This is a genomic window from Paenibacillus sp. lzh-N1, assembly GCF_002872435.1.
GTDB classification, from domain to species: domain Bacteria; phylum Bacillota; class Bacilli; order Paenibacillales; family Paenibacillaceae; genus Paenibacillus; species Paenibacillus polymyxa_C.
In genome coordinates, this window is the sequence record NZ_CP025696.1 from 5,139,490 (window position 1) to 5,162,518 (window position 23,029).

Here is a 23,029-nt window from a genome sequence, read left to right on the forward strand (position 1 = left end):
AAAGGCCTCCTGCCGTAGCAAAAATATATTTCTGTACAAACTTTTTTTGTTGGACTAAGCACGAACGACTGCTTTTTCAGAGCTTTCGGACTTTTCGTCCAACCACCATGTAAAGCCTTGTTCTTCCAACAATTGATCTGAAGCTTCTGGACCGTAAGAGCCTGCCGCATATGTGTGAAGCGGGACTTCGCCACGGGTAAAAGCTTCGAGTACGGGTTGAACCCACACCCATGAAAGCTCCACTTCATTCCAATGAGCAAAGAAGGTGGAGTCGCCGCGCAGCGCATCAAAGATGAGGCGTTCATAAGCTTCTGGGACATCCTTGGCCTCGGAATGATAATTCATCAGAACCGTCTCCAGCTGACCATTGTTCAGCGGATCTCTACTGTTCAGACGGAGCGTTACCTTTTCATCCGGGTTAACATGAATGATCAGCAAGTTCGGATCGGTCGGCTGCCCTTGAGCAGCATAAAGATCTGTATTGTCTTTTTTGAATTCCACAACGATGCGAGTGGATTTTTCTTTCATGCGTTTGCCGGTACGAATATAGAACGGAACACCCGACCATTGTTCATTGTCAATCCAAAGGCGAGCTGAAATGAACGTATCATTTTGCGAATCAGGTCCAATGTCCGGCTCCTCTTTATAGGAAGGAACTGCTTTTCCGTTGATCTCACCTGCGGTATATTGTCCTCTAACCACGTTGGAAGCAATATCAGAAGGATCAAGGGCACGAAGCGCGTCCATCACCTTACTTTTTTCATCCCGCACTTGGTCAGCCGTGATATGTCCCGGCTTGTTCATAGCCGTCATCATCAACACCTGCAGCATGTGATTTTGCACCATATCACGAATAGCACCGGAGTGATCGTAGTATCCTGCTCGCTCCTCTACGCCTACAGTCTCAGAAGCGGTAATTTGCACATTGGCAATGTACTGATTGTTCCAAACCCCTTGAAGCAATGGATTAGCAAATTTTAAAGCTTCCAGGTTTTGAACCATGGGCTTACCTAAGTAATGGTCAATACGATAAATCTCATCCTCAGCAAAGGTTCTGCTCAGGCGATCATTCAGCTCGCGTGCCGATTCCAAATCATGCCCAAATGGTTTTTCGATAATAAGTCGTTTCCAACCCTTTGTTTCAGCCAAACCACTTTCCCGAATATTGTGGGCAATCACATCAAAAAATTCCGGTGCCACCGATAAGTAAAACATGCGGTTCCCCGGAATTCCCAAGTCATTTTCACGTTGCTCAGCAAGCTGTAGCAGCTTTTTATAATCTTCCGGGTGGTTAACGTTCAATGCACAGTAACGGAAAGCACTTAAGAACTGATCCATCTGTGCACGGTCATCATTCACATGTCTGGAAAAATCCTTAATAGATTGCTCTACATTACTTTGAAATTGTTCGTCCGCCACTTCACGACGCCCCATCCCAATTACAGAAAAGGAAGCCGGAATTTTACCTTCTACAAACAAATTATACAAGGCAGGGTAAATTTTGCGTTTAGCCAAATCCCCCGTCGCTCCAAATAAGACAAATGTCATTGAATCCATGAAATATTCCTTCTTCCCATTATAAAAGATGAGGTTATTAAAAGTTACCTGAGGAATTAACGTAACCCATAATACACCCAAAATAAGGGGCAAGTCAATCAAATTTTAGCGAAATCGTGAACATTCGATATATCCTGTAATGATAACGTTTTCTGTGGTATGATTGACGATAGGAAAGAGAAAAAACTGTTAAAATTGTCACAGTTGATACAATGCATTATAGTTACTATTGGTATACAGAGTTACTTTTAGTATACTGTTTAAAACAACAATGAAATTGAGGGGATTCAGATGAGCGACGACAGGCAGCCTAAGCTTTTGTGCGGTAAGGTGGAACAGTCCTTTCAGATCATCAGCAAAAAATGGACCGCTCTCATCATTCATACTTTGATGGAACATCCCAAACGATTTAGTGAAATTCAAGTTTCCATACCTGATCTTAGCAAACGCATGCTGAACGAGCGCATCAAGGAACTAGAGCTTTCCGGCCTAATCCTTCGCAATGTCATCACAGAGCGGCCTGTGCGGACCGAATATTCGCTGACACGTAAGGGTAAAGAGCTAGGTGATGCATTGAATGGTGTGGAGAGCTGGGCCGAAAGATGGCTCTAAATCGCTAACAGGAGATCGCCAATTACGCTCTCCTGTTATTGTGTTACTCCATGTGGATCATAATACAAGCAATAGGACGAAAATAATGGGACAACCGCGCAGTAGCTCATGTTTTTAGATATGAGCCAGGAAAGGATGAGACCGATGGCATTTGGCATTACCCGGCAGGAACTGATGAGCTGGAAAAGAGAGGTCAGTCGTGGCCAGATTGCTTTTCTAACGCATTACTGGCTGGATGACCGCTTTCCAGGCATTACAACTGTCACCAAGGTGGGGTGCTCTGACTTGGATAAGCTGCGCTTATGGTGCAAGCATAACGGATTGGACCCCCAATATATACATCAGCGTCAGCCCTATCCTCATTTTGATCTCATCGGTAACAAACAGACGGAAATTTTACGCAAGTATGGCATGAGCGATCAATTAAGACGCTTCGAGCCTCATCTTCACCCTAGTACACGCCCATCGTTCTAAACCGCAGCTCTCAGAGTTGCGGTATTTTTGTTTTCATACCAGATAATACCTTGTGTATCCAGATCGCTGACATAGCTCCTTCTCCCATCGCAACCGTCGCTTGCTCGGCATGAGCCCCTAAGTCCCCGGCCACCCATACATTTTCCACGTTTGTCATTTTGCTGCGGGGATGCGTCTCAATATGCTTGTTGTGCAGCAGATGTACGCCCAGTTGCTCCGCCAGCTCTGAATGAACATGGTTGCTTCCAAAGGCTAAGAACCCCCGCTCTGCTCCAATCACTTGTCCGTCAGCCAGCCGTACTCCTTCAAAACAGCCCGGTTGTCCCGTGATAATCTCAGAAATGGCTGCTTCCTTATATTCAATCCCTTTTTCCCGCAGCTTCACGATCAGCTCGTCCGGTACTTCTGAACGCTCATGATTGACATAGACAAGGTGATCTGTACGTGCTGACAAAATCAAGGCCATGGAAGCTCCCGCTTTGCCCGCCCCCATGACGACTGTACTGCGATCCTGAACCTCATACCCGTCACAGTCCTGGCACACATACACACTGTTGCCCAGGCAGGCTTGTAGCCCTTCCAGCTTTGGAAAGCGATCCGTCAGCCCTGTGGCCAATAGCAGCGTTTTTGACGTATATACTGCCCCTGCCTCCACTTCAATGTCAAAAAGCTCATCTCTCTTGGTCGCTTTTACCGCCTTGCCATCAACAAATTCAGTGCCAAGCTTCATGGCTTCACTACGTCCAAGCCCTCGTAGCTCTTCACCAGAAATCCCGTCAGGAAAACCCAAAATGTTATGATACTGATGGCACAGCGTAGATCGACCATAGCCCGAATCTATCACCAGCACCCGATGACTGCTGTATCTGCCCAATTGAATTGCTGCTTGCAATCCGGCGATTCCCCCACCGACAATAATGCAATCGTATTTCATGTCCTAATTCCTCCTTCAAATACGCGCAAATGCTAAACATCTGCCAAAAAAAGCAATCACACTTATGTAAACTTCTCATTCAATTTCAAACATAATATCACCTACTTACGGATGAATTAACCTCTCTTCTTCATATATCCAAATGGTTACATAACCAAAAAATGAAACGACAAACAGCACTACGGATAATCCGCAGTGCTGTATTCAGGTTAAACCTGAAAAATCATACTATTATGATCATTATTTAAATGTTTTTACGCGTTCTTCAATAGGTTGGAATTCCTTGTCACCTGGTTGGAATGTCGGTTTACCAAATGGCATTTCAGCAATCAGTTTCCAATGCTCAGGAATGTTCCATTCGTTTTTCACTTTTTCGTCGATCAAAGGATTATAGTGCTGAAGGGATGCACCCAGTCCTTCTTGCTCCAAAGCCGTCCATACAACCAGTTGCAGCATACCGTTAGATTGATTGGCCCAGATTGGGAAATTGTCCGCATACGCTTCAAATTGTTGTTGCAGACCAGCTATCACGTTGTTGTCTTCAAAGAACAACACTGTTCCATAACCGCTGCGGAAACCGTTCATTTTCTCAGCAGTAGATTTGAATTGTTCTTCATTGCCTACCACTTCCCGCAAAATATCTTCTGTAATATTCCACAGTTTGTCATGATGCTCTCCGAGCAACACTACAGCCCGTGAAGTTTGGGAGTTGAAAGAAGTAGGTGTATACTTCACAGCTTCCTCTACGATCTCTTGAATCCGTTGGTCAGAAATTACTTGTTCTTTGCTAATGCCATAATAGGAGCGTCTGTCTTTCAGCGCTGTGAAGAAGTCTTTAGTCATTTTGTTACCTCCTGAGAAAAATTAATTACTTTTCGTAACTTAATATACATCCTACATATCTTAAAGTCAAGAGATTTCTTTTTAAATATTACCAGTTGGTTGAAAATTATACGCCGTCCTTATATTTTTTCTCACTGGAAGAGGTGTGCTTGGTTGCATCCTTGTCTCTTTCCTCCTGTCTTTCCATCTTTAAATCCTCTACGGGAATGGCATCTACCGTCTGTTCAATTTCAAAACGGTCAAACAAGCTTTCCTGCTCTGTCGGATACTGCTCGGCATGATCACGATTGATCGGCTGCTCCTGATGTTTAGACTCTGTTGTTCCTTTCCCCGTCTGGCTTTTTTGCTCATTCTTACCATGCAGATTATCTTCAAATGGGGTCATCTTTCTTCCCTCCCTATCGGATTGTGTCCACAGTATACTTTTACCTTTCAGGTCGGGGATTAAACGCAAAAAAGAGAAAATCTCCGAAAGATTTTCTCTACTCATGTTCTTATTAATAGTTGACTGGATTATTGCGAGCTGGATTTACGTGTACACTCATGAAAAAGATGAGGCTCCAGCTTCTCTCCCGCTACGAGCTTCTGCACCAGCTCTGTACCTGAGGCCGGAGTCATTTGACCATACCAATCCCCTTGCGGATATACGATTACAACCGCCGCATCATGACAGCGACCATTACAACGAGTTCTGGTTGTGTGAATATATGCTTCTGCATGTTGTTTACGAATTTCATCCCGAATTGCTTGGGTAACTTCTTCACCCTCATGTCGCATACATGTGCCTCCATTACAAATCAACACATGATACTTCATAGGTTCTAAATCAAAAATAGCCATAGCTTCCCCTTTAATCAACAGTTGTTGGTTTTTAAATCAATGTTTATCTGGATAAAGAACAAGCTGTGCTTCCATCTGCCCGTCTTCAATCGTCAGCACGATAAATGAATATTCGTCTTCACCGCGTTTGTCCGTCGGAGACCCCGGATTAAGGACAAGCAGATTATCTATCTTTTTGACCACAGGAATATGAGAATGTCCAAAAATCAGGCAATCCAGCGTTTCTCCCTTAAACGTATTCAGTGCTATATTTTCTGTCGAGCCGCGCCAGCCGTGACCATGAACCATACCAATCCGCTTGCCTTGGGCTTCAACAATGCGTTGATAGCCTAGACGCTCCACGATGTCGGTTCCATCATTGTTTCCGGCAATGCCTTGTACAGGCGCAAATTCAGCTAGACGTTCATATACGAACCAATCCGTCCAGTCTCCAGCATGGAGAATGAGGTCACTGCCTTTTAGCTCCTGTACAAGCCGACTAGGCAGCGTTTTGCTTCTATGTGGCATATGGGTGTCTGAAAGTACGATGATTTTCATATCATTTCTCCTTACTGGCGTCTTTTACACGGATGAACTTTGTTGTCCAACCCGCTGTTTGAGAGCCTGCTCCAGATCTCGCAACGTAACAGTTTCGAAAAACGCCTGTATTTTCTGCTCTGCCACGGTGTATAAACCATCCAACAAAGCGTCTATGTTCCTACCAACCTCGCAATTACAGTTGCTGTCGGTATGGATGGCGAACAGCGGGCCTTCATCCTTGGTCGCTTCATAGATCATTTTCAGATTGATGTTTGAACTCGACATGCTTAGACGAAAGCCGCGCGCTCCCGGTGACGAATCCACCAGACCAGCTTGCTTGAGTCGGCTCATAATTCTTCTCACAACTACCGGGTTGGTATTAATGCTGGAAGCAATAAGTGACGAAGTCATTCGCTCGGGTGCCCCTTCAGCCAGAAGAAGCAGACAATGGATACTAACGGAAAAATGGGTACTCATGTTAACCACCTTTATATGTGTGCCTCATTAAATGTTTGATAAAATGCATGTTTCCATCATACCACATTAGAGGCAGCGACACAGTGCTTACTACTCCTTACTCTGGAAAATAGTCATTTTCCGGGCGTACTCGCACTTTTAATTGGCGCACACTATATTCCAACTGCTTAATGATATCCTCCAGTTGACGACGGTCAAGTGCATTAAAGTCGGCTGCAGGCTTGGGTGCATTTTTCAAATCACGTATGGTTGCCTGCTGCTCCTGCCACTTGTCCATCAGGTCGGCTATATTGGCATAAAAGCGTTCATAATCCTTGATCACTTCATCCAGAAAGGCATCCACCTCATCCGGATCATAGCCGCGCATTTTATTTTTAAACTGTTTCTCATGAATGGAGAGCGCGTCCAGCTGAATGCCCAGTTGTTTAAACAACTGCTTTTGCTTATCCAGACGACGCTTCATATGTTCATCCATCGGTTTTCCCTCCTTAACACACTATTCTTTTTATATCACATTCTAGGCTGGGAATAAAAGTCTCTGCTGATTGCTCAGGTCTATGAACGGGTATAAAAGAGCATACACACCACTCATACAGACCATGAAGGGGAGAGATGATCATGAACCATTTGAACGATTCACAGCTTGCAGAGCTGAAACATATGTTACTGGAGCAGAAAAATGATTTAGAAAAACATTTTAAACAAAACGGTCAGGAAAACACACAATTGGGAGAAACACTGACAGATTCCACAGGTGAGCTCTCGTCCTATGATAACCACCCCGCCGATATAGGGACGGAAACCTTTGAACGTTCCCGTGATCTGGCGATTAATGAGTCGCTAGAAAACGAGTTGGGGCAGGTCAATGCAGCCCTGCAACGGATGCAGGATGGGACGTATGGAATATGTGTGGAGAGCGGGGAAGAAATTCCTTTTGAACGGTTGCAAGCCATTCCATATACAGCCTATACAGTCGAGCACACTCCAACACGAGAATTATCGAATGACCGTCCAATCGAGGAACAGGTTATGACTCCGCCGCCCAGAGGTGCAGGTGAGGTTCGCCAACGGAATGCAGGACGATTTGATGATGCGGGCGCATGGGACGCGGTGGAAAAATACGGCACATCGAACTCGCCTGCGACAGCCGCCAAGCGTGATGTCACAGATTATGATGAAAATATGTGATGCTCGAATGTACAAAAACTCATTAAAAATATCTATGTATTTGTTCATCTAGAAAAGCAGCTTGTCCATAGACAGGCTGCTTTTCTATGTCTTCCGGAAATACGGTAATCCCGCTTACCCAATTTCTATCCGCTTTCGACTGCGAGCTGATTCAATACAAGCGTCGATCACTTTCATATTACTTACCGCATCTTCTGGCTCATATGGCAACGGAATACCGTCAAGCACCGCTTCGGCAAAAGCATCTGCTTGCAGTTCAAAAGAATTAAAACCTTTCAGACGTTCCTCACGCGTAACCGAACCAACGTGAACGAAAATTTGCGGTACGACAGATGTTCTTTCCCAACCGAACATCTTGGGCATTGCAATCGTACCCTTGCTGCCGAGAATTTCCATATTGGAACGATTGGCTGCCCACATACCACAATCGAAAGTAAGGTTGACTCCACCCGGAAATTCCAGCAGACCGGAGGCCATCATATCAACGTTATCATGCTCAGGGGAAAATAAAGCATGTACCGTCACTGCCTCCGGCTCCCGATCCAAATACATACGAGCGGCTGAGATCGGATACACGCCCACATCATATAACGAGCCGCCGCCCATGCTTTTATTAAAGCGTACATTATCTGCCTGATCAGTATTGTTAAATGTAAAAGTACAATGAATACCGCGAATGTCACCAATTTCCCCACTATTGATGATTTCCTTAATTCTTCGATGTTTGGGATGATAGCGATACATAAAAGCTTCCGCAAATGTCACTCCGGCACGGCGACATGCTTCAATCATGCGGCTTGTCCCGGCCGAGCTAAGCGAAGATGGTTTTTCACACAAAACATGCTTCCCGGCCTCCGCTGCCTTAATGGTCCACTCTTCATGCAGATGGTTTGGCAATGGTATATACACCGCTCCGATTTCGGGATCAGCCAACAGCTCTTCATAGCTTCCATAACTTCTCGGAATATCGAACTCCCGGGCGGCCTCAGCGGCTTTATCCGCATTACGACTAGCAATTCCAAGTACTTCTCCGCGTTCGGATTGCTGAATCGCCGGAATTACAGCGATTTTGGCGATCTCCGCCGTGCCTAAAATTCCCCATTTCAGCTTTCTACCCATCATTCTCATCCTTTCGTAGTTAGGAATAGTTGTCTTGTTCCGCTTTATGCAGCATACCTAAGCAACGGTCCAGATCAGCTTTGACCTGCTTTTTGTACAATCGGGCTTTCTCCTCCCCATCGTCTGTAAAATGATAAAGCACAATCTCCTGAAAATCTACACGCGGGTCTGTTCCTTTTAATCGTTTGGTACGATAAAAAACACCTTCCTGAACCAGTTCATGCAGTGCCCGGTACACCTCGCTTTGAGGCGGAACATATCCGAAACTACTAAACTCATCTTTCATCGATTCGAGCATCTGATATCCATATCCGCGATGCCTCTCTACCATTGTGATCAGATAAATTTTGATAAAAGCCCGCTGGGATATCATAAACGCCATTTCACAACCTCCTCTACACCTTATTCAAGTCTCATATCTTCCATTATAAACCACTCTGCGTCCATAGACTATTTCCTTTCATAAATATGAGAGTTTACGAGAACTCTCCGTCCTTTGAGACCTGCTTGAAGGTGACGAGAGCTATGGAATGAAGCATTATAGAGTAGTGTGCATAGCGCTGAGGAGTGATTTTATGGTTTTCTATTGTGAATTTTTCATATGTTGAAACAACATAATAACACTTAAAAAAGTATCCCTCGGCCTTTTTGTGAAATAATATAACTTTATCGCTGAATCAAGCTTGCTTTTGGAAGGCTGGCGGACTTCCAGCCGGGCGGGGACGAATCCGAAGCCCCACGATCCATTTGCCCAAAGGCAAATGTGCCAGCAACCATGTTCCAACAAGAGAAAAGATTATACAGAGAACGAATGAAGCCAGTGTACGAAGAACGTGACTCCAATCTGTAAACAACGTTCCATCAAAATAGTAGGTTACGCGCAGCATAAAGGCGTGCATCAGATATGCTCCATAGGACAACGTTCCCATGACGGTCAGCATCCGCGCCGCACGTCCTCCCTTGTGAGCAATCCACGTTGCTACCCGATAAGCTACAAAAATAGACGTGATGCAATATACAGCCATAACCGGACGCAGCAGAGACAAATAGTTAAAAGAAAGGACCGTACCTCGCGGCGTCTGGAACTGACCGATCATCTCATACAGCAAGTATCCTGTAATCACGATAAAGAGCGGCCAGTATATCAACTGCGCCTTGATAACCCAAGCATTCCAACGCTTGACATTCATCCCAGCTGCCGCTCCTAATATAAAATAAAAGAAAAAATAGATCACATTCCGGTCAGCATATATGGTAAACCAAGAAGAAATGACGGGAAGCTGGAGCTGATCCATCACTTGATATACGGGTCCCACCGCCAACATAAGCAAAATATAGAGGACGCCGAATACAGCCAATGCAGCGGGTCGCCATGTTGACGGCAGTAGCGCAGACAAACGACGTACAGCATAACGAAACACGGGAAATAACACATAACATTGGATAATCATAATGATGTACCACAGATGATAGCTGCTTTTCCCGTTCAACAGCTTCTGGAAAAAATCTAACGGGTGAATAAATCCTCCACCTTGGGCAAGCTGATTCCCCAACTCGTATAAAAGAGACCATATGATATAAGGAACGATGATATCCATGAATCGTTTACGTAAAAACGTTCCATATTTTAAGGCCCCATCATAATTGTAAAATAGCACCATTCCAGTAATGAACACAAACACAGGCACTGCAAATTTGGAACAAAGCAGTAATAGGGTCATTACAACTCCGTCCTGGATGCGCGCCCCCGGCGCAACCGCATAGTGTGCGACGGAATGCTGAAGAACAACGGCTGCAAAAGCCAACCCTCTCAGCAAAGCGACTTCGGAAATTCTCTCTTTTTGACTCATGTCACTCTCCTGTTACATCTAGCAATTTATAAATCTATTATAACGACAATCCTGTAAAAATATATAGAGGGATAAAGGTGCCAATGCCAAGCAAAGCATCATCTATCTTAGGTATATTCAATCAGTAGCTAGCACATAAAAGCAGCAGCCTCCTCATGGGGAGACTGCTGCTTTAGAAAACCTATAAAAGAGGACGGAGCCAGATTATTGTAAATTACGTTTTCCACCAGCCATGTGATGGTTACAGGTTCCTTCTAGTATCTGTGTACGCATCTGTCCGCGTATCCGCCACCGTATCATCATATGTTCTGTAACGATCCGCATTCAGAGAACGGTTGGTGCGGAAAATATCATATACATCCCGGTGGTGATCAGCGGAATCTACCAGGACCAAAATCTTGCCCTGATCGACGTATGTCTCGTATTGACGAGCATCATCTTCTGGAATGCCCAGTCCAACCAGTCCACCGACCAAGCCACCTGCTCCCGCTCCGACAGCTGCTCCCGTAAGGGTAGCCGCGATAGGTCCAGCAGCAAGAATAGGTCCAATACCCGGAATCGCCAGAGCCCCGATGCCTGCCAGCAAGCCAGCGACGCCGCCTACAACACCGCCGGTAGCCGCTCCTGTAGCCACGCCCTCTGGTGCTTTGGTGCCTGTCTCCTCACTAATCGTCCTGAGGTCGTCACGGTCACGTGTAATCACAGAAATTTCACTGCTTGGAATTCCTTTGCTCTGCAATTGTCCAATCGCACGAGATGCTTCTTGCTCGGTATCAAAAACACCAACAATTTTCTTTTCATTATAATCGTTTAAGTTATTAGCCATGATAGTTACCTCCCAATATGTTTTTGTTGAGTGGTTCGTTTTTTTATTACCCCACTATCCTGACGTTTAAACGATTTTACAAAATCATAATAAATCTTTTTCAAGTTCGTCTACTTAATCAACGCTTGGGCTTTGCTCTGTTGGTGGCCACGGCTTCCAATGGATCATCTGGCCAATAATGCTTGGGATATCTGCCTTTCAGATCCTTTTTGACTTCAAAATAAGCTTCGCTCCAGAAGCTAGACAAGTCAGAAGTCACTTGCACAGGTCGTTGGGCAGGTGACAATAAATGCAGCACTATCGGTACACGTCCACGCCCAATACGGGGCGTATCCTTCATGCCAAACAGTTCTTGTAGTCTCACTGCCAGTGCAGGAGCCTCAGGTTGCGAATAATCAACAGGAATACGTGAACCACTGGGTACACGTATATGCGTCGGTGCTTCCTGTTCGAGCTGTTGCCGCTGTTCCCAATTCAACCTGCCGAGCAGCAATTCGCTACCATCCAGCCGTTGCAGATCGGTTATATTTTTGGCTCCAAGCGCAAAAGGCAGGAGCCACGATTCCAGTGAATCCAACAGCGCGGATTCTGAGCTGTCTGGCCATTCCTCGGGTGCTGAAAAGTGCATAAAAATCAAACGCGCCTGCAACTGAAGAGTTTGCCGATTCCAGGACAGCAGTTTGAGACCACGTTCCCGGACACCCTGCATTAAGGCGGCAGCGATTTCTTCAGCCGGAGGTCGCTCATAGGACGTTTCCTTTAAGATAAGCGAGCCCAGCCGAAGTACCTTGCGGGCTCTCACGGCTGAAGCGGAGCTATCCCAGTATACGTTGGCTTGTTCCAGCAGCAAATCGCTGCAATGCTGAATCAGCTCTTGTAGTTCAACTGGTGCCGCCAACTGAATGGCACCATCTGCTCCCTCGTCGTCCACTTCGGCGGCGACGAGATAGGGCGAACGCGACATCCACTCCACTTGTCGGAGTCGCGCCCCCCGGCCGCCGCTGAGTAAAAAGCGGCCATCCCCTCTGCCCTGCGCGATCCGATCCGGATACGCGAAGGCCAGCAGCAGCCCGCAGGCCGCGGAGCCGTCAGGCTCGTCCTGCGCTGCGGCTGCGTCCGGCAGCGTGACTAGCAGCTGCCGACTCTCCTGCACGATACGTCGAATCACCGTATCGTCTGCCGCCCCCAGCAAGCTATGCGTACTGCGGGCGTGAGCCGCCTCGCGCAGAGCATCCAGCCGCGGGCGCAAATCCGTTCCGCGATGAGCACGGAACGGGTCCCGCTCTTGCAGCAGCGCCGCCAGACGGCTGGCAGTCGGAGCCAAGCCAAGGTCCGCTGCGCGCAGCAGCATGTGCCCCAGGCGCGGGTGGGTGCCCAAGGCGGATACTTCGCGCCCATGCGCGGTAATGCCGCCTGCTGTACCATCGGCCGCAGCCTCCAGGCAGCCAAGCTGACGCAGCAGACCTGTGGCCTGACGGTATGCCGCCTCAGGCGGGGCATCCAGCCAGGCCAGCTCGGCGGGTTCGCGCACGCCCCAGGTCGCCAGCTCCAGTGCGAGTGAGGCCAGATCGGCCGCCGCGATTTCCGGACGGCTGGCATCTGGGAGCGCGGCATGCTCCTGCGCGCTCCACAGCCGATAGCACACGCCCGGCTGGAGACGGCCAGCACGCCCGCGCCGCTGGTCGGCGGAGGCCTTGGACACCTTGACGGTGGTCAAACGGCTCATGCCAGTTCGCGCGGAAAATACCGATTCCCGTGACAGTCCGCTATCAATTACCACCGTGATCCCGGCGATGGTCAAGCTGGATTCGGCAATTGAGGTGGCCAATACCACCTTTCGGCTGCCCGGAACCGACGGGCGTAGTGCCTCGTCCTGCTGCTCCAGCTTCATGCTGCCATACAGTGGAATGATTTTGACGTAGGCCGGTAAATTTCTGGACGTCAGCTCTCGTTCTGTTCTATGAATTTCTCTAGCTCCTGGTAAAAACACCAGCAGATCGCCTTCATGAGCATAAAGTGCCTTTTCTACCGTCTCAGCCGTAAAAGACTCTAATGAGGCTGACGAAGGCTTGGACATATGCAAGGTTTCTACCGGAAATACGGTGCCTGGACATTCCAGTAAGGGTGCATCTCCTAACAATCTGCATACAGGCTCTGCCTCCAGGGTGGCAGACATGATTAATATTTTCAAATCCGGTCGCAGCAGCGCCTGGCTTTGCAGGGCAAGTGCCAAGCCCAAATCTGCATGCAGGCTGCGCTCGTGATACTCATCAAAAATAATCAGACCGACTCCCTCCAAAGCCTGATCATGTTGCAGCATCCGGGTCAGCACACCCTCCGTAACCACTTCAATCCGCGTGCTTGGCCCTATCTTGGTATCCATACGAACGCGGTAACCCACGGTCTTCCCGGTGGACTCACCCAGTGCTTTCGCCATTTGTGCTGCTGCCGCACGTGCTGCCAAACGCCGCGGCTCCAGCATGATTATCTTTTGCCCCGCCAGCCACGGCTCATGCAACAGTTCTAATGGTGTTACTGTTGTTTTCCCCGCTCCCGGCTGTGCAATCAGTACCGCCGCTGAATGGGATAGTAACGCATGTTTAAGCTCGGGGATGACTTGCATAATAGGCAACTGTTTATCTGTCAATGAAATCTCTCCAATGATACGCTTGTGGCGTAGAATCTAAGTTTGAATTCCTTTATTATTGTGAATTTTTCACTACCTGTAATTATTGAAAAACGAGTAAAAAATGTTAAGCTGGTCCCCAGTACAGGGATTTCACCTCGACCTGTTGTGCCTAAGTTTTCTAAATCTATTATACAGATATTTAAATTTCCCGTCTGGTCATCGCAAGTATGCATACTTTCTGGTGCTAGCTCCTATACCTGTCGAGATGCACTCGCGCCAAGATCGTTTTATAATATGGTTAATAAGGATTGCTGAAGGACGGAATATAGAAACACGGGATACAGAATCGAGGTAACTTTCGTATGGAATTACAAACTCAACCCATTAGAGGACGTTTTGCCCCAACACCATCGGGATGGATACACTTAGGAAACGCTCGCACCGCCTTATTATCCTGGCTGCATGTTCGTTCCCTGGGCGGAACCTATATTTTACGTATGGAAGATATTGATATGACGCGAGCTCGCAGCACATTGGCGCAAGGAATAATGGAGGATTTGCGCTGGATCGGGTTGGATTGGGACGAAGGACCCGATATTGGCGGTCCCTACGGTCCTTACACTCAAAGCCAGCGGCTGGAAAGCTTCCAATCTGCATTGGAGAAACTTCAGGGGCAAGATTTACTGTATCCTTGTTTTTGCAGTCGGGCAGACATTATGGCTGCCGCCCATGCTCCGCACGGACTGTCTGGTGAAGGACCCACATATTCAGGGGCATGTCGTAATCTTAGCTCTCATGAAGCCCTGGCTAAAGCACAGCATAAACTCCCTTCACTTCGTTTTAAAGTACCGCAACATCCAGATGCTGTTATTTCTTTTTATGATCAGGTAGCTGGTCACGTATCCTTCGGTGCGGCGGAGGGGGGCGATTTTATTATCAAACGGGCAGACGGCATGTTTTCCTATCAGCTTGCCGTCGTCATCGATGATGCGGATATGCATATGACCGATGTGCTGCGTGGATATGATCTTCTTGATTCGACTCCCCGCCAGCTATTGTTATACCAAGCTCTCGGCTTGCAGCCGCCGCGTTTTGCACATGTTCCCCTTGTCCTGGGTCCGGATGGACGAAGACTGGCCAAGCGACATGGTGGCGTAGCACTCCGAGCCATGCGTCGGCAAGGAGTTACACCGGAAGCCGTCATTGGCTGGCTCGCCTACTTTTCCGGGCTGCTGGATACTCCCGAGCCTGTGAAGGCTGTGGATTTAATCGCTGGCTTTCATTTGGACAAACTGCCCAAAGAACCCGTCATCCTAACGAAGCAATGCCTCATGAAATTATCTGCACTGCAACGGTAATGGGACAAAGCACGGAAAGCAAAATGTACGGGCAAGGGCACTCAGCCCTTGGCTCCTTTCGCTTCTATTCCTCCAGTCGCTGACGCACAGCAGACTCATATTCATAAAATACAGACGACGTATTCATCCCTCTTTCCTCCAGCAGCATCCGAAGACGAAGCGATTTTTCAGTCAGCCTGCGACTGATCCGCTGTTGCTCTCCTGCCTCATGGCAAGCGTGAAGCAAGTCACGTAGCTGGACACATTCCTTTTGCAGCTGTAGCTCTTCTGGTAAAATACCTGCATTTTTCAACAGCTTGTACGACATCCGCAGCTCTTCTGGAACATGTGACAAATCCTCAATCACCAGTGGCTTGCCCGCTCCCGGCAAATGATCAAATTCGCCTTTGGCCATCGCCTCGGCAATCTTCTGCTCTGCCATTCTAGAGAACATTTTCATCCACTCCTTGTATTAAGCATCCTATGTACAATCTATATTAAATAAACCTGGATTCCTTTGCACTCTAGCTTACATATTATGAGGTTGTCCTGTATTCCTGTAGGAGAGTGATGGTTATTCTTCGATCCCAAGCAACTGACATACTTGTTCTCTATATTTTTTGGCCTTGCGTGTTCCATGAATGAGATTGGATAAGCGGCTAGCAGGAATATGATAGGTGTCACAAAAAGTTCTCTGGTCCATTTGAATTTCAACTAGCTTTTGTTTGATTTTCCATCCAAAAGGGGTTACAGGATTCCGTTTGTTCAACAGCGTTACCACCTCTTCATAGTATAGGATTTAGGATTTTTATTGGAGTTTGGAGTTTGGAGATGGGGGGTTAGTATTATGACTTCAGCAGCACGTCATGCACTCATTTGTTAGGATTTCATTTTGTATATTTGGCATTAAATAAATAAAATGTTTAACAATGTTGACATGACTAATTCATTTCCCCATGTGCATTCTCACTAGTAAATGATATAGAGGTCCCTTTCAAAAACTCTGTTGGATCTTTTAATAACATAAAAAATCCCCTGATGTTGATGCAATCAAGGGATACAAAGGTTACTTCTCGCGCTTTGATAATGCGAAGTTGATTATTTCTCCAATCACAATTCCTGTCAAAATTGCATAGATGCCCATAGCGCTCATCTGTATCCTAAAGCGTAAAATAACCATATACCTATTGCGTAGCTCAATAAAATCGTTGCATAGCGTTTTAGAAACTTACTCATGGAAATTCTCATAAGCAACTCCCCAGTTAATTTTATGCTTCAACATAGTAATGTTAGTTAATTATTGCATAAAAGTAAGGGGGAATTTGTCGGATAAGGAATTCTTTAAAAAGAAATTTGCACTATTTACTGCTGGGCGAATCACGAAACAAGACTTCTTTTTTCATATCTTCCATGCACTTACAGGGAGTGCGACAATGACAGATAAACCACGTAACTGGCAAAAAGATATATTTCAATCCACGCACTCATATAGAGTGCGACAGCGAAAATGTAGGAATTAATACCCTAACGGTATCAATTCCACATATTTTCGAAAAAACGATGCTTAAAAAAGCTTGAATCGACTATTGACTTCTAACGATAAAATGAATATAAATCCATTTCGACAAATTTCGAGGTGCGAAGGATCTGGGGTTTTTATGTGAGCTTCACATTCGCACCGTAAGTAAGAATACACTTAAGATACCACAAAACATCTCTCTATCCCAGATATTGCTCCATTTTCTAAAACAATAACGACTCTGCCCCGTCAATCACAATTTGTGCGCCAGTGATGTGACGCGAATGATCAGATGCCAAGAATGTCACCAAATCAGCAACCTGCTCGGGTTGCCCCGGTCCATCTGCCAACGGCTGATCTCCTTCAGGAAATTGCACAGGGATGGTAATCTGCTTTAACCCTTCTGATTTCTCAGTGGTTTCATCAATATTCGTCGAAATAGCCCCTGGATAGATGACATTGACACGAATACGGAACTTGGCCAGCTCCAGGGCTGCCATTTTAGCAAAACCGGTTTGACCTGCCTTTGATGTGCTGTAGGCTGACATCCCAAAGCTGGTAAAACGCTGATTTCCATTAATCGAGCTGGTAATGATAATGCTGCCGCCACCGTTCTTTTTCAAATGTGGTATTGTGTACTTCACCGTCAGGAAGGTTCCATCCAGATTCGTTGACAATGTTTGCCGCCAATCCTCAATGCTCAGCTCCTCGATCGGTCCGACGACCCCGTTAATCCCCGCATTGGCAAAAATGATATGCAGTCCGCCAAACAATTCAACCGCTTCCAGTACTGCTTTTTCCACACGCACCGGATCGGCAATGTCCACGTCAAAAGCCCGGGCTGCCCCTTCACGTATGGCATTAATTTCTCTTTCCGTCTCCAAAATACGATCATTACTTACGTCAAAAAGAGCGACATTTGCTCCTTCTCTAGCCATTTGAATGGCCGTTGCCTTACCAATGCCAGAGCCAGCCCCCGTAATTAGAGCAGTTTTACCTTCAAACCGTGCGCCTCCTGCATATGTGTAGCTCATATGTATCGCTCCCTTTCAATAATCTGTATAATCACAAGATTACCCAAAAGGGTATACTTTATAATCACCATTTTTGCGCATTTTTTGCTGTTCTGTTGCGATATTCAGGAAAAGATCGAATATTTCGTGCATTAGTACTTCTTTTCTTCTTCTCTCTCGCTACATTCCGTCAATATCTTGCCTATTCGTAATTTTCTATAGATTGATCAAAAAAAGGACGTTCTACAACCATAAATAATGGATGTATACGTCCTTTGGCTTATTCATTTACCACTGCAGCTCAATAAATGCAGCATCATCATCAAGTCCCCCGGTATGAGACGCATCCAGCAATACCTGTATCTGCTCATCAGGGACAGGCTCGCGAATAGGATCTAAATCGGACAAACCGTCCGTATATACTTGTAATCTCATTGGCATATCTGCGGGTATGCTTCTTTCGTACCAATGCGGCTTCCCTCCAATCGGCCCACGGCTTGTAGACCAGCGCTCCGCAGTAGAGAAGGTATGATCAAACAGTTCGCTGATTTCTTCCGCACCGTTCCACAATCGCAAACGTGAATCTCCTTGCCAGGCAAGTCGGAGACGACCACGGGTACCTCGTTTCGGCAGTTCGATTTTACCGCAAATATACATGGACTGGCTTCCCTGACGACGTTTATCTTCCAGTACTGAACGCATTAAGCCTGATTCGTGATCCAGAGGCTGCCGATCCAGTTCCTCAGTAGCTGTACCTGCCAGACGCTCAAGATACTCCTTCAATTGATTAGCAGACAGATCCTGCCTCTGTTCCATCCAATCCAGTAAAGAAGACCCTAGATAGCGGGCTGCAAAATCTCCTCGGTAACTGAGCCCGACACCATCACACAAGACAAAACAACAGACAGATTTATGAATACGTACTGCGGCAAAATCCTGTCCGCTTTCCCCCATGCTGGCAGATTCGGCAGACCTTCCATAGCCATAACGACACATAAAGCGACTGTGATGAGATGATAAAGGCTGATCGCCTGTCTGAGAGCTTATGTAAGCAAATTGCTGAGTCAGCCTTGCATTCAATCCTTTTTTTTTGCTCGTGGGGAGCAGGGACAGCAGTGGATTCATGCTTTTACCTCCTTACCGTACAGGCGTTGCCGCTGACATTTGAAAACCAATGGACACCAGTTCCGCACAGGTTCCAGGTAGCATCATAATGGCTCCTTCACCTAACTGATAATCTGCCTCAAACAGCATTTCCCGATAGCTTTCAGGAAGTACAGAAGACATATTACGTAATTTCACAGCATGTTCATCCTGCAACGGCGTATTATGCGTCAGCCCTTTCCAGCGACGTGGGTCCTGAATAGGCGTTTCCAGCAACCTGTCGGATAAAAATATATTTTCCACCAGTACATTGCCGTCTGGTACACTCATGTTCATAATGCGCTTCGCAATCGGTTCCGGATCATCGCCTGTGGAAACACCATCTGTCATATGGCAGACCAAAGGTGCAGGACAATCCTGCATCCCTGGTAATTCCGCCTGCAAAATACGTTCAGCTTGCAAGAAGGCTTTTGCTGAATCTGAGAATCGTTTGGGTGTCAAATCAGGCAACGAACCAATGGCCGCAATTTCATCAATTCCCTTGACACCATTCAGCAGGTCATACACGTCGTCACTATAAGCCAAAATTGCAATCCGATAGCGCGCAGTCAACCGATTTCCCTTGGTCGATCGGAAAACCATCTGTCGGATCGCCAGCGATATAGCTTCATATACAACGTCAATACGCCGCCGCCCTTCCATCAGCATGTTCATCGACGCGCTGATGTCAATCAGGTAAATGATCAGGGCGGGAGTACGTTGTGAAGCCTGTATTGTATAGTTCATGGTTTGTACATGCTCCCCTCAGTTACCTTCGATCTGCCTCTGTTTCCTAATCTATCATTCTTCCATATATAAACATATGAAACATCAAATTTTAGGCAGTCTAAAATTCGTATCTCCTAAAAAGTTATAAATAGAGGAAGCCCGATAGCCCACTTCACCTACTGAACGATAATAAGAAGGATTACTGTCATATAATGCTCTAAAACGTTTGGCAAAGCTCTTTGCCTTCGTCGTGCTTCCACCTTCCTGAGAAGCATACGCCTTGTTGTACAAGGAAATAAGCTGGAGAACATTCTCCTTGTTACGTGACTGTATAGCGTCTTTTCGCTTTTGTTCCGCCTCAGCTGCTGCTTTACGAGCTGCTTCTTCCTTGGCGGCACGAGCTTCCTGCTCCTTTTTCAAGGCCAGGTATTTTTCATACTTTGCCTGTTGATCATATGCTTTTTGCTTCGCCAACTTGGCAGCAGCCTGCTTGTTTTGTTCCTTTTGGGCGAGATAAGCTTCATATTTAACCTGTTGAGCGATCAGAGCTTGTTGTTTCTTTTGCTCTTCCTGTTGCTTTTGAGCAGCAAGAGCCTGTTGTTTGGCCTGCTGTTCAGCTTCCTGCCGTTGTTTCTCCGTTAGCGATTTTTGAGCGGCCTCCTGCTCAGCTGCCAACTTTTCCTCGGCCGCTTTTGCAGCCTTCAATGCCTCTTCTTGCTTTGTAGCCTCGATTTGTCGCTGATTAGACTGATCTGCAAGAATACTCACAGTTGGGATTCCAGCTGCCAAAAGAACAACTGCGGCCGAAGCTGTAACGATAAACATTTTGGAGCGATACCAGGCTTTCGATTTTTCAGGTTGCTCTGGCATCTTGGGATTCAGCTGCTCCTCCAGTCCTGTAATCGCAGCCGACACCTCCACATGCAAAGGACTGCCGTCTTCTACAAAGTGATACAACGAACGATAGACTTCCAACGCTGCAGCAGGTTTGTTCTGCTGCTCCAGTTCACGCGCCTGTCGAAACAGCTTGTCCGTTACTCCACGCTCTCCCTGCTCTAGGACATCCTGATTTAGCAATGCAGCCTGTTCAGCTTTGAGCGGTGCAGGGGTTGCCAAAGAGGATACCGTTTCACTTGAGGACCCCGCCGCCGCCGATTCTATTGTTTCTGTCACAGCTGGCTCAGTTTCTATAGTCTCAACAGGAATTTCCTGTTCAGTAACCGCATTAAGTACAACCAACCATTCGCCAAAGGTAGGACAACTACTTAAATCCTGACTATCCCAGGCACGACTAAATAGTTCTACCACCTTGCTGCCCCAACGGGATTCAAGCGATTTCCGTAAAATAAAATAACGTTCGCAAGGCGTCTGCATTTCATGCTGATCAAAATAACTTTCGCCCCACGCTTTATCGACCACCACACGGTCAGACCAGCCTAGCATCTCCCCAATAATGATAGCCCCTGCAAAACGGTCTGCATATGCACTCCATAACCCGCTGTGAACGGTACGATGTGCAGCATACCCTGGCGATCCTGCTAATAGTGCATCTGGACGATCCATTTTGGTGCTATACATTTGCTCCACGTCTACCAATTCGACAGCTGACGTGCCTTCAGGCAGTTCCACTTCAGAAAAAAACGGAAGCATAACATTAGGCGCCGATAAATCACAGTGAGCCAATCCTTTTTGCTCCATCGCTGAACCGATCCCTGCCAGTGCTCTGGCTAAAGCCAGACTATCGGAAGCCTCAAGCTGACGCTGATCTGTGAGACAATCGAACCATGTCATACCATGAACCCATGGCATCAGCACCGCGTACAGCAAATCAGGCTGCTCAGCGATCAGACTTCCGTTTCTTTCTGGAGTGAGCACATCACGCTTGCATACCTGCAAACCGGGAATATCCCCGTATGTTTCCATATGCTCAGATTGATAAACCATAGCCGGGATGCGGAACTTCGGAAAAAACACTTTAAGGGCTTTCGCCTCATGCGGTGCTCCGTTTTTGGCAATCAGCTGGTATACAATTCCCTGCCTCCCTGCTTGTGCATAGGCTAAACCGGGTGCAGCGGGATGTCGTCCAACCACATAAGCTGTGCCGTTTATGATCAATTCGTCTCCCGGATTCGGTTGAAAAGACATGAAACATCCCTCTCCTTATATCGTTCAGTATGCTAGTTTTCCTCACCTTATTATATACGTCTATGGATGGCAAGAAAACCGGGTATCCGAAGATCGCCCGGTTTTTCCTGTACAATCTGTGCCAAACCGTGAGGAATGGGTTCACATATTGCTTCTTTATAGAGTGATATATGATAAGTTAATGCCGATCAGGCATGACAACTTATTTTGCTTGGTCAACCGTACGGAATTTGTTAGCGATAGCTGTCAATTCTTGGCTAATGCTATTCAAAGTCGTTACGAAAGCTTGCATTTGTTTGCTAGCTTCTTGGAACTCTTGGAAAAAGCGTTGTTTAGTCATACCTTCCCATTGACCTTCCATACCGGAGATGGATTGAGTCAAGCTGGAAACGATCTGCTGGCTTTGCTCACCACTTTGTTTAAATTGGTTAGCTACCTGATCAACCTGTTCTGGGGTAATTAAAATGCGTCCTGCCATTTTTTGCGTCCTCCTTGATGATAAAAAATGTTTTTGTTTAGCTGGTTCAAATTGTACTATGGCTATTTAATTCCCTACAAAAGGCAAAGGACCTAATTGCAATAATCCCACTTTTTAACTAGAAAGCAGCATCTAACAGTACAATCTTAATAAAACAACCACCTAATAAGTCCCATATTAGTCCCATAAAACCGGGAATGGTATAACAAATTCATATGGATTTACAAGTCGATCCAGATCATCTCGGAACGATCCGAACTAAGCGACAGGCTGATCTCTTGCTATAGACGGGTCAGTAAAATACCAATCCTGCGGACTGCTAGAAGACGCCTGCTTCAGAATATCCTGATGCAGGGTGCCTACATCCGAAGGCTGTACACCTGCAATAGCATGTACGACAGACTGCGGGTTGGAAATCAGACTGCTTCCTTCCGAAGCTTGCCCAGGCAGAATAGACGGTGATTGTTGATTCGACCAATCGAGCATCGTGACGGGTCGTCCCAATGGTTGGCTGGCAAATGGCAGAATCGTTTGATAGTTGTGGTCAACAGACTGAAACTGCTCTGCCTTTCGGTTCAGTTGTGTACCTGATGTATGGAGATAAGCATGAATCTGTTCTGACATCCGCTTGGCTTGCATCCACTGATTCAAGATCGCCTCACGTGCAGATACATCCCAATCCAGCGATTGTAACGCCTGCTCCAAACCTGCTGTTAACTGTTGAATTTGCTCCGCCGCATGCTGTAGCTGCCCGCTAAGCCCCCGAAGCACATCCGGTTCAACTCGAATGCGCATAT

At 46.6% G+C, this 23,029-nt stretch carries 25 protein-coding genes; 4 read left to right on the plus strand and 21 right to left on the minus strand.

The genetic code is table 11. The features are described 5' to 3' along the window. Window positions 1–54: 54 nt before the first annotated feature. Window positions 55–1,557, minus strand: coding sequence for a glucose-6-phosphate dehydrogenase (zwf, locus tag C0638_RS22605; protein WP_058710490.1), 1,503 nt, complete (start codon window positions 1,555–1,557; stop codon window positions 55–57). A 291-nt stretch (window positions 1,558–1,848) separates the two neighbouring features. Between zwf and C0638_RS22610 the strand changes: the two genes are divergently transcribed. Both C0638_RS22610 and C0638_RS22615 read left to right on the plus strand, forming a co-directional pair. Beyond that, a complete protein-coding gene (locus C0638_RS22610; RefSeq protein WP_014599691.1) occupies window positions 1,849–2,169 on the plus strand; it encodes a winged helix-turn-helix transcriptional regulator in 321 nt (106 codons plus the stop codon). A gap of 144 nt (window positions 2,170–2,313) precedes the next feature. Continuing rightward, entirely contained in the window at window positions 2,314–2,643 is a 330-nt protein-coding gene (locus C0638_RS22615) for a hypothetical protein (RefSeq protein WP_058710491.1), read from the plus strand. A gap of 10 nt (window positions 2,644–2,653) precedes the next feature. Here the strand turns inward: C0638_RS22615 and C0638_RS22620 are convergent, their stop codons facing one another. The 7 genes from C0638_RS22620 to C0638_RS22650 form a co-directional block, all read right to left on the minus strand. After that, window positions 2,654–3,577: an NAD(P)/FAD-dependent oxidoreductase gene (locus tag C0638_RS22620; RefSeq protein WP_058710492.1), complete on the minus strand. Its 924-nt coding sequence runs from the start codon at window positions 3,575–3,577 to the stop codon at window positions 2,654–2,656. Between the two features lie 240 nt (window positions 3,578–3,817). Next, window positions 3,818–4,420 carry a nitroreductase family protein gene (locus C0638_RS22625; protein ID WP_040101518.1) on the minus strand — a complete coding sequence of 201 codons (603 nt, stop codon included), beginning with the start codon at window positions 4,418–4,420 and terminating at the stop codon, window positions 3,818–3,820. Between the two features lie 106 nt (window positions 4,421–4,526). Further along, window positions 4,527–4,805, minus strand: coding sequence for a hypothetical protein (locus C0638_RS22630; RefSeq protein WP_058710493.1), 279 nt, complete (start codon window positions 4,803–4,805; stop codon window positions 4,527–4,529). Window positions 4,806–4,933: 128 nt separating this feature from the next. Then, window positions 4,934–5,260 (minus strand): (2Fe-2S) ferredoxin domain-containing protein, encoded by a 327-nt coding sequence (locus tag C0638_RS22635; protein ID WP_025679009.1) that lies wholly within the window; start codon window positions 5,258–5,260, stop codon window positions 4,934–4,936. 36 nt (window positions 5,261–5,296) lie between these two features. Beyond that, window positions 5,297–5,797 carry a metallophosphoesterase family protein gene (locus C0638_RS22640; protein ID WP_058710494.1) on the minus strand — a complete coding sequence of 167 codons (501 nt, stop codon included), beginning with the start codon at window positions 5,795–5,797 and terminating at the stop codon, window positions 5,297–5,299. A 24-nt stretch (window positions 5,798–5,821) separates the two neighbouring features. Further along, window positions 5,822–6,256 carry an Rrf2 family transcriptional regulator gene (locus tag C0638_RS22645; protein WP_058710495.1) on the minus strand — a complete coding sequence of 145 codons (435 nt, stop codon included), beginning with the start codon at window positions 6,254–6,256 and terminating at the stop codon, window positions 5,822–5,824. Window positions 6,257–6,353: 97 nt separating this feature from the next. After that, entirely contained in the window at window positions 6,354–6,731 is a 378-nt protein-coding gene (locus tag C0638_RS22650) for a DivIVA domain-containing protein (protein ID WP_013370831.1), read from the minus strand. A gap of 143 nt (window positions 6,732–6,874) precedes the next feature. Between C0638_RS22650 and C0638_RS22655 the strand changes: the two genes are divergently transcribed. Then, window positions 6,875–7,444 (plus strand): TraR/DksA C4-type zinc finger protein, encoded by a 570-nt coding sequence (locus C0638_RS22655; RefSeq protein ID WP_058710496.1) that lies wholly within the window; start codon window positions 6,875–6,877, stop codon window positions 7,442–7,444. A gap of 114 nt (window positions 7,445–7,558) precedes the next feature. Here the strand turns inward: C0638_RS22655 and C0638_RS22660 are convergent, their stop codons facing one another. From C0638_RS22660 to hrpB, 5 genes are all read right to left on the minus strand, one after another. Then, complete coding sequence (locus C0638_RS22660) at window positions 7,559–8,563, minus strand: Gfo/Idh/MocA family protein (RefSeq protein ID WP_013370829.1); 1,005 nt, start codon at window positions 8,561–8,563, stop codon at window positions 7,559–7,561. Window positions 8,564–8,582: 19 nt separating this feature from the next. Beyond that, window positions 8,583–8,945, minus strand: coding sequence for a replication termination protein (locus tag C0638_RS22665; protein WP_013370828.1), 363 nt, complete (start codon window positions 8,943–8,945; stop codon window positions 8,583–8,585). A gap of 295 nt (window positions 8,946–9,240) precedes the next feature. Further along, on the minus strand, window positions 9,241–10,413 hold the full coding sequence (locus tag C0638_RS22670) for an acyltransferase (protein WP_058710497.1): 1,173 nt from the start codon (window positions 10,411–10,413) through the stop codon (window positions 9,241–9,243). A 241-nt stretch (window positions 10,414–10,654) separates the two neighbouring features. After that, the gene (locus C0638_RS22675; protein ID WP_013370825.1) at window positions 10,655–11,239 is read right to left on the minus strand and encodes a general stress protein; all 585 of its coding nucleotides are present in this window, start codon (window positions 11,237–11,239) and stop codon (window positions 10,655–10,657) included. Window positions 11,240–11,357: 118 nt separating this feature from the next. After that, a complete protein-coding gene (gene hrpB, locus C0638_RS22680; RefSeq protein ID WP_058710498.1) occupies window positions 11,358–13,886 on the minus strand; it encodes an ATP-dependent helicase HrpB in 2,529 nt (842 codons plus the stop codon). A 344-nt stretch (window positions 13,887–14,230) separates the two neighbouring features. Between hrpB and gluQRS the strand changes: the two genes are divergently transcribed. Further along, window positions 14,231–15,226, plus strand: coding sequence for a tRNA glutamyl-Q(34) synthetase GluQRS (gene gluQRS / locus C0638_RS22685; RefSeq protein WP_040101525.1), 996 nt, complete (start codon window positions 14,231–14,233; stop codon window positions 15,224–15,226). Window positions 15,227–15,290: 64 nt separating this feature from the next. Here the strand turns inward: gluQRS and C0638_RS22690 are convergent, their stop codons facing one another. From C0638_RS22690 to C0638_RS22730, 8 genes are all read right to left on the minus strand, one after another. Beyond that, a complete protein-coding gene (locus C0638_RS22690; protein WP_040101526.1) occupies window positions 15,291–15,665 on the minus strand; it encodes a DnaJ family domain-containing protein in 375 nt (124 codons plus the stop codon). A 114-nt stretch (window positions 15,666–15,779) separates the two neighbouring features. Then, window positions 15,780–15,974 carry a Rha family transcriptional regulator gene (locus tag C0638_RS22695; RefSeq protein WP_040101527.1) on the minus strand — a complete coding sequence of 65 codons (195 nt, stop codon included), beginning with the start codon at window positions 15,972–15,974 and terminating at the stop codon, window positions 15,780–15,782. A gap of 974 nt (window positions 15,975–16,948) precedes the next feature. Further along, window positions 16,949–17,758, minus strand: a complete 810-nt coding sequence (locus tag C0638_RS22705; RefSeq protein ID WP_013370790.1) for an SDR family oxidoreductase — start codon at window positions 17,756–17,758, stop codon at window positions 16,949–16,951. 267 nt (window positions 17,759–18,025) lie between these two features. Beyond that, complete coding sequence (locus C0638_RS22710) at window positions 18,026–18,862, minus strand: hypothetical protein (protein ID WP_013370789.1); 837 nt, start codon at window positions 18,860–18,862, stop codon at window positions 18,026–18,028. Between the two features lie 12 nt (window positions 18,863–18,874). Beyond that, window positions 18,875–19,627, minus strand: coding sequence for a vWA domain-containing protein (locus C0638_RS22715; protein WP_013370788.1), 753 nt, complete (start codon window positions 19,625–19,627; stop codon window positions 18,875–18,877). 84 nt (window positions 19,628–19,711) lie between these two features. Continuing rightward, window positions 19,712–21,754 (minus strand): serine/threonine-protein kinase, encoded by a 2,043-nt coding sequence (locus C0638_RS22720; RefSeq protein ID WP_013370787.1) that lies wholly within the window; start codon window positions 21,752–21,754, stop codon window positions 19,712–19,714. Between the two features lie 202 nt (window positions 21,755–21,956). Beyond that, entirely contained in the window at window positions 21,957–22,232 is a 276-nt protein-coding gene (locus tag C0638_RS22725) for a WXG100 family type VII secretion target (RefSeq protein ID WP_007430133.1), read from the minus strand. Window positions 22,233–22,490: 258 nt separating this feature from the next. Next, a complete protein-coding gene (locus tag C0638_RS22730; protein ID WP_013370786.1) occupies window positions 22,491–23,027 on the minus strand; it encodes a WXG100 family type VII secretion target in 537 nt (178 codons plus the stop codon). Window positions 23,028–23,029 lie beyond the last annotated feature (2 nt).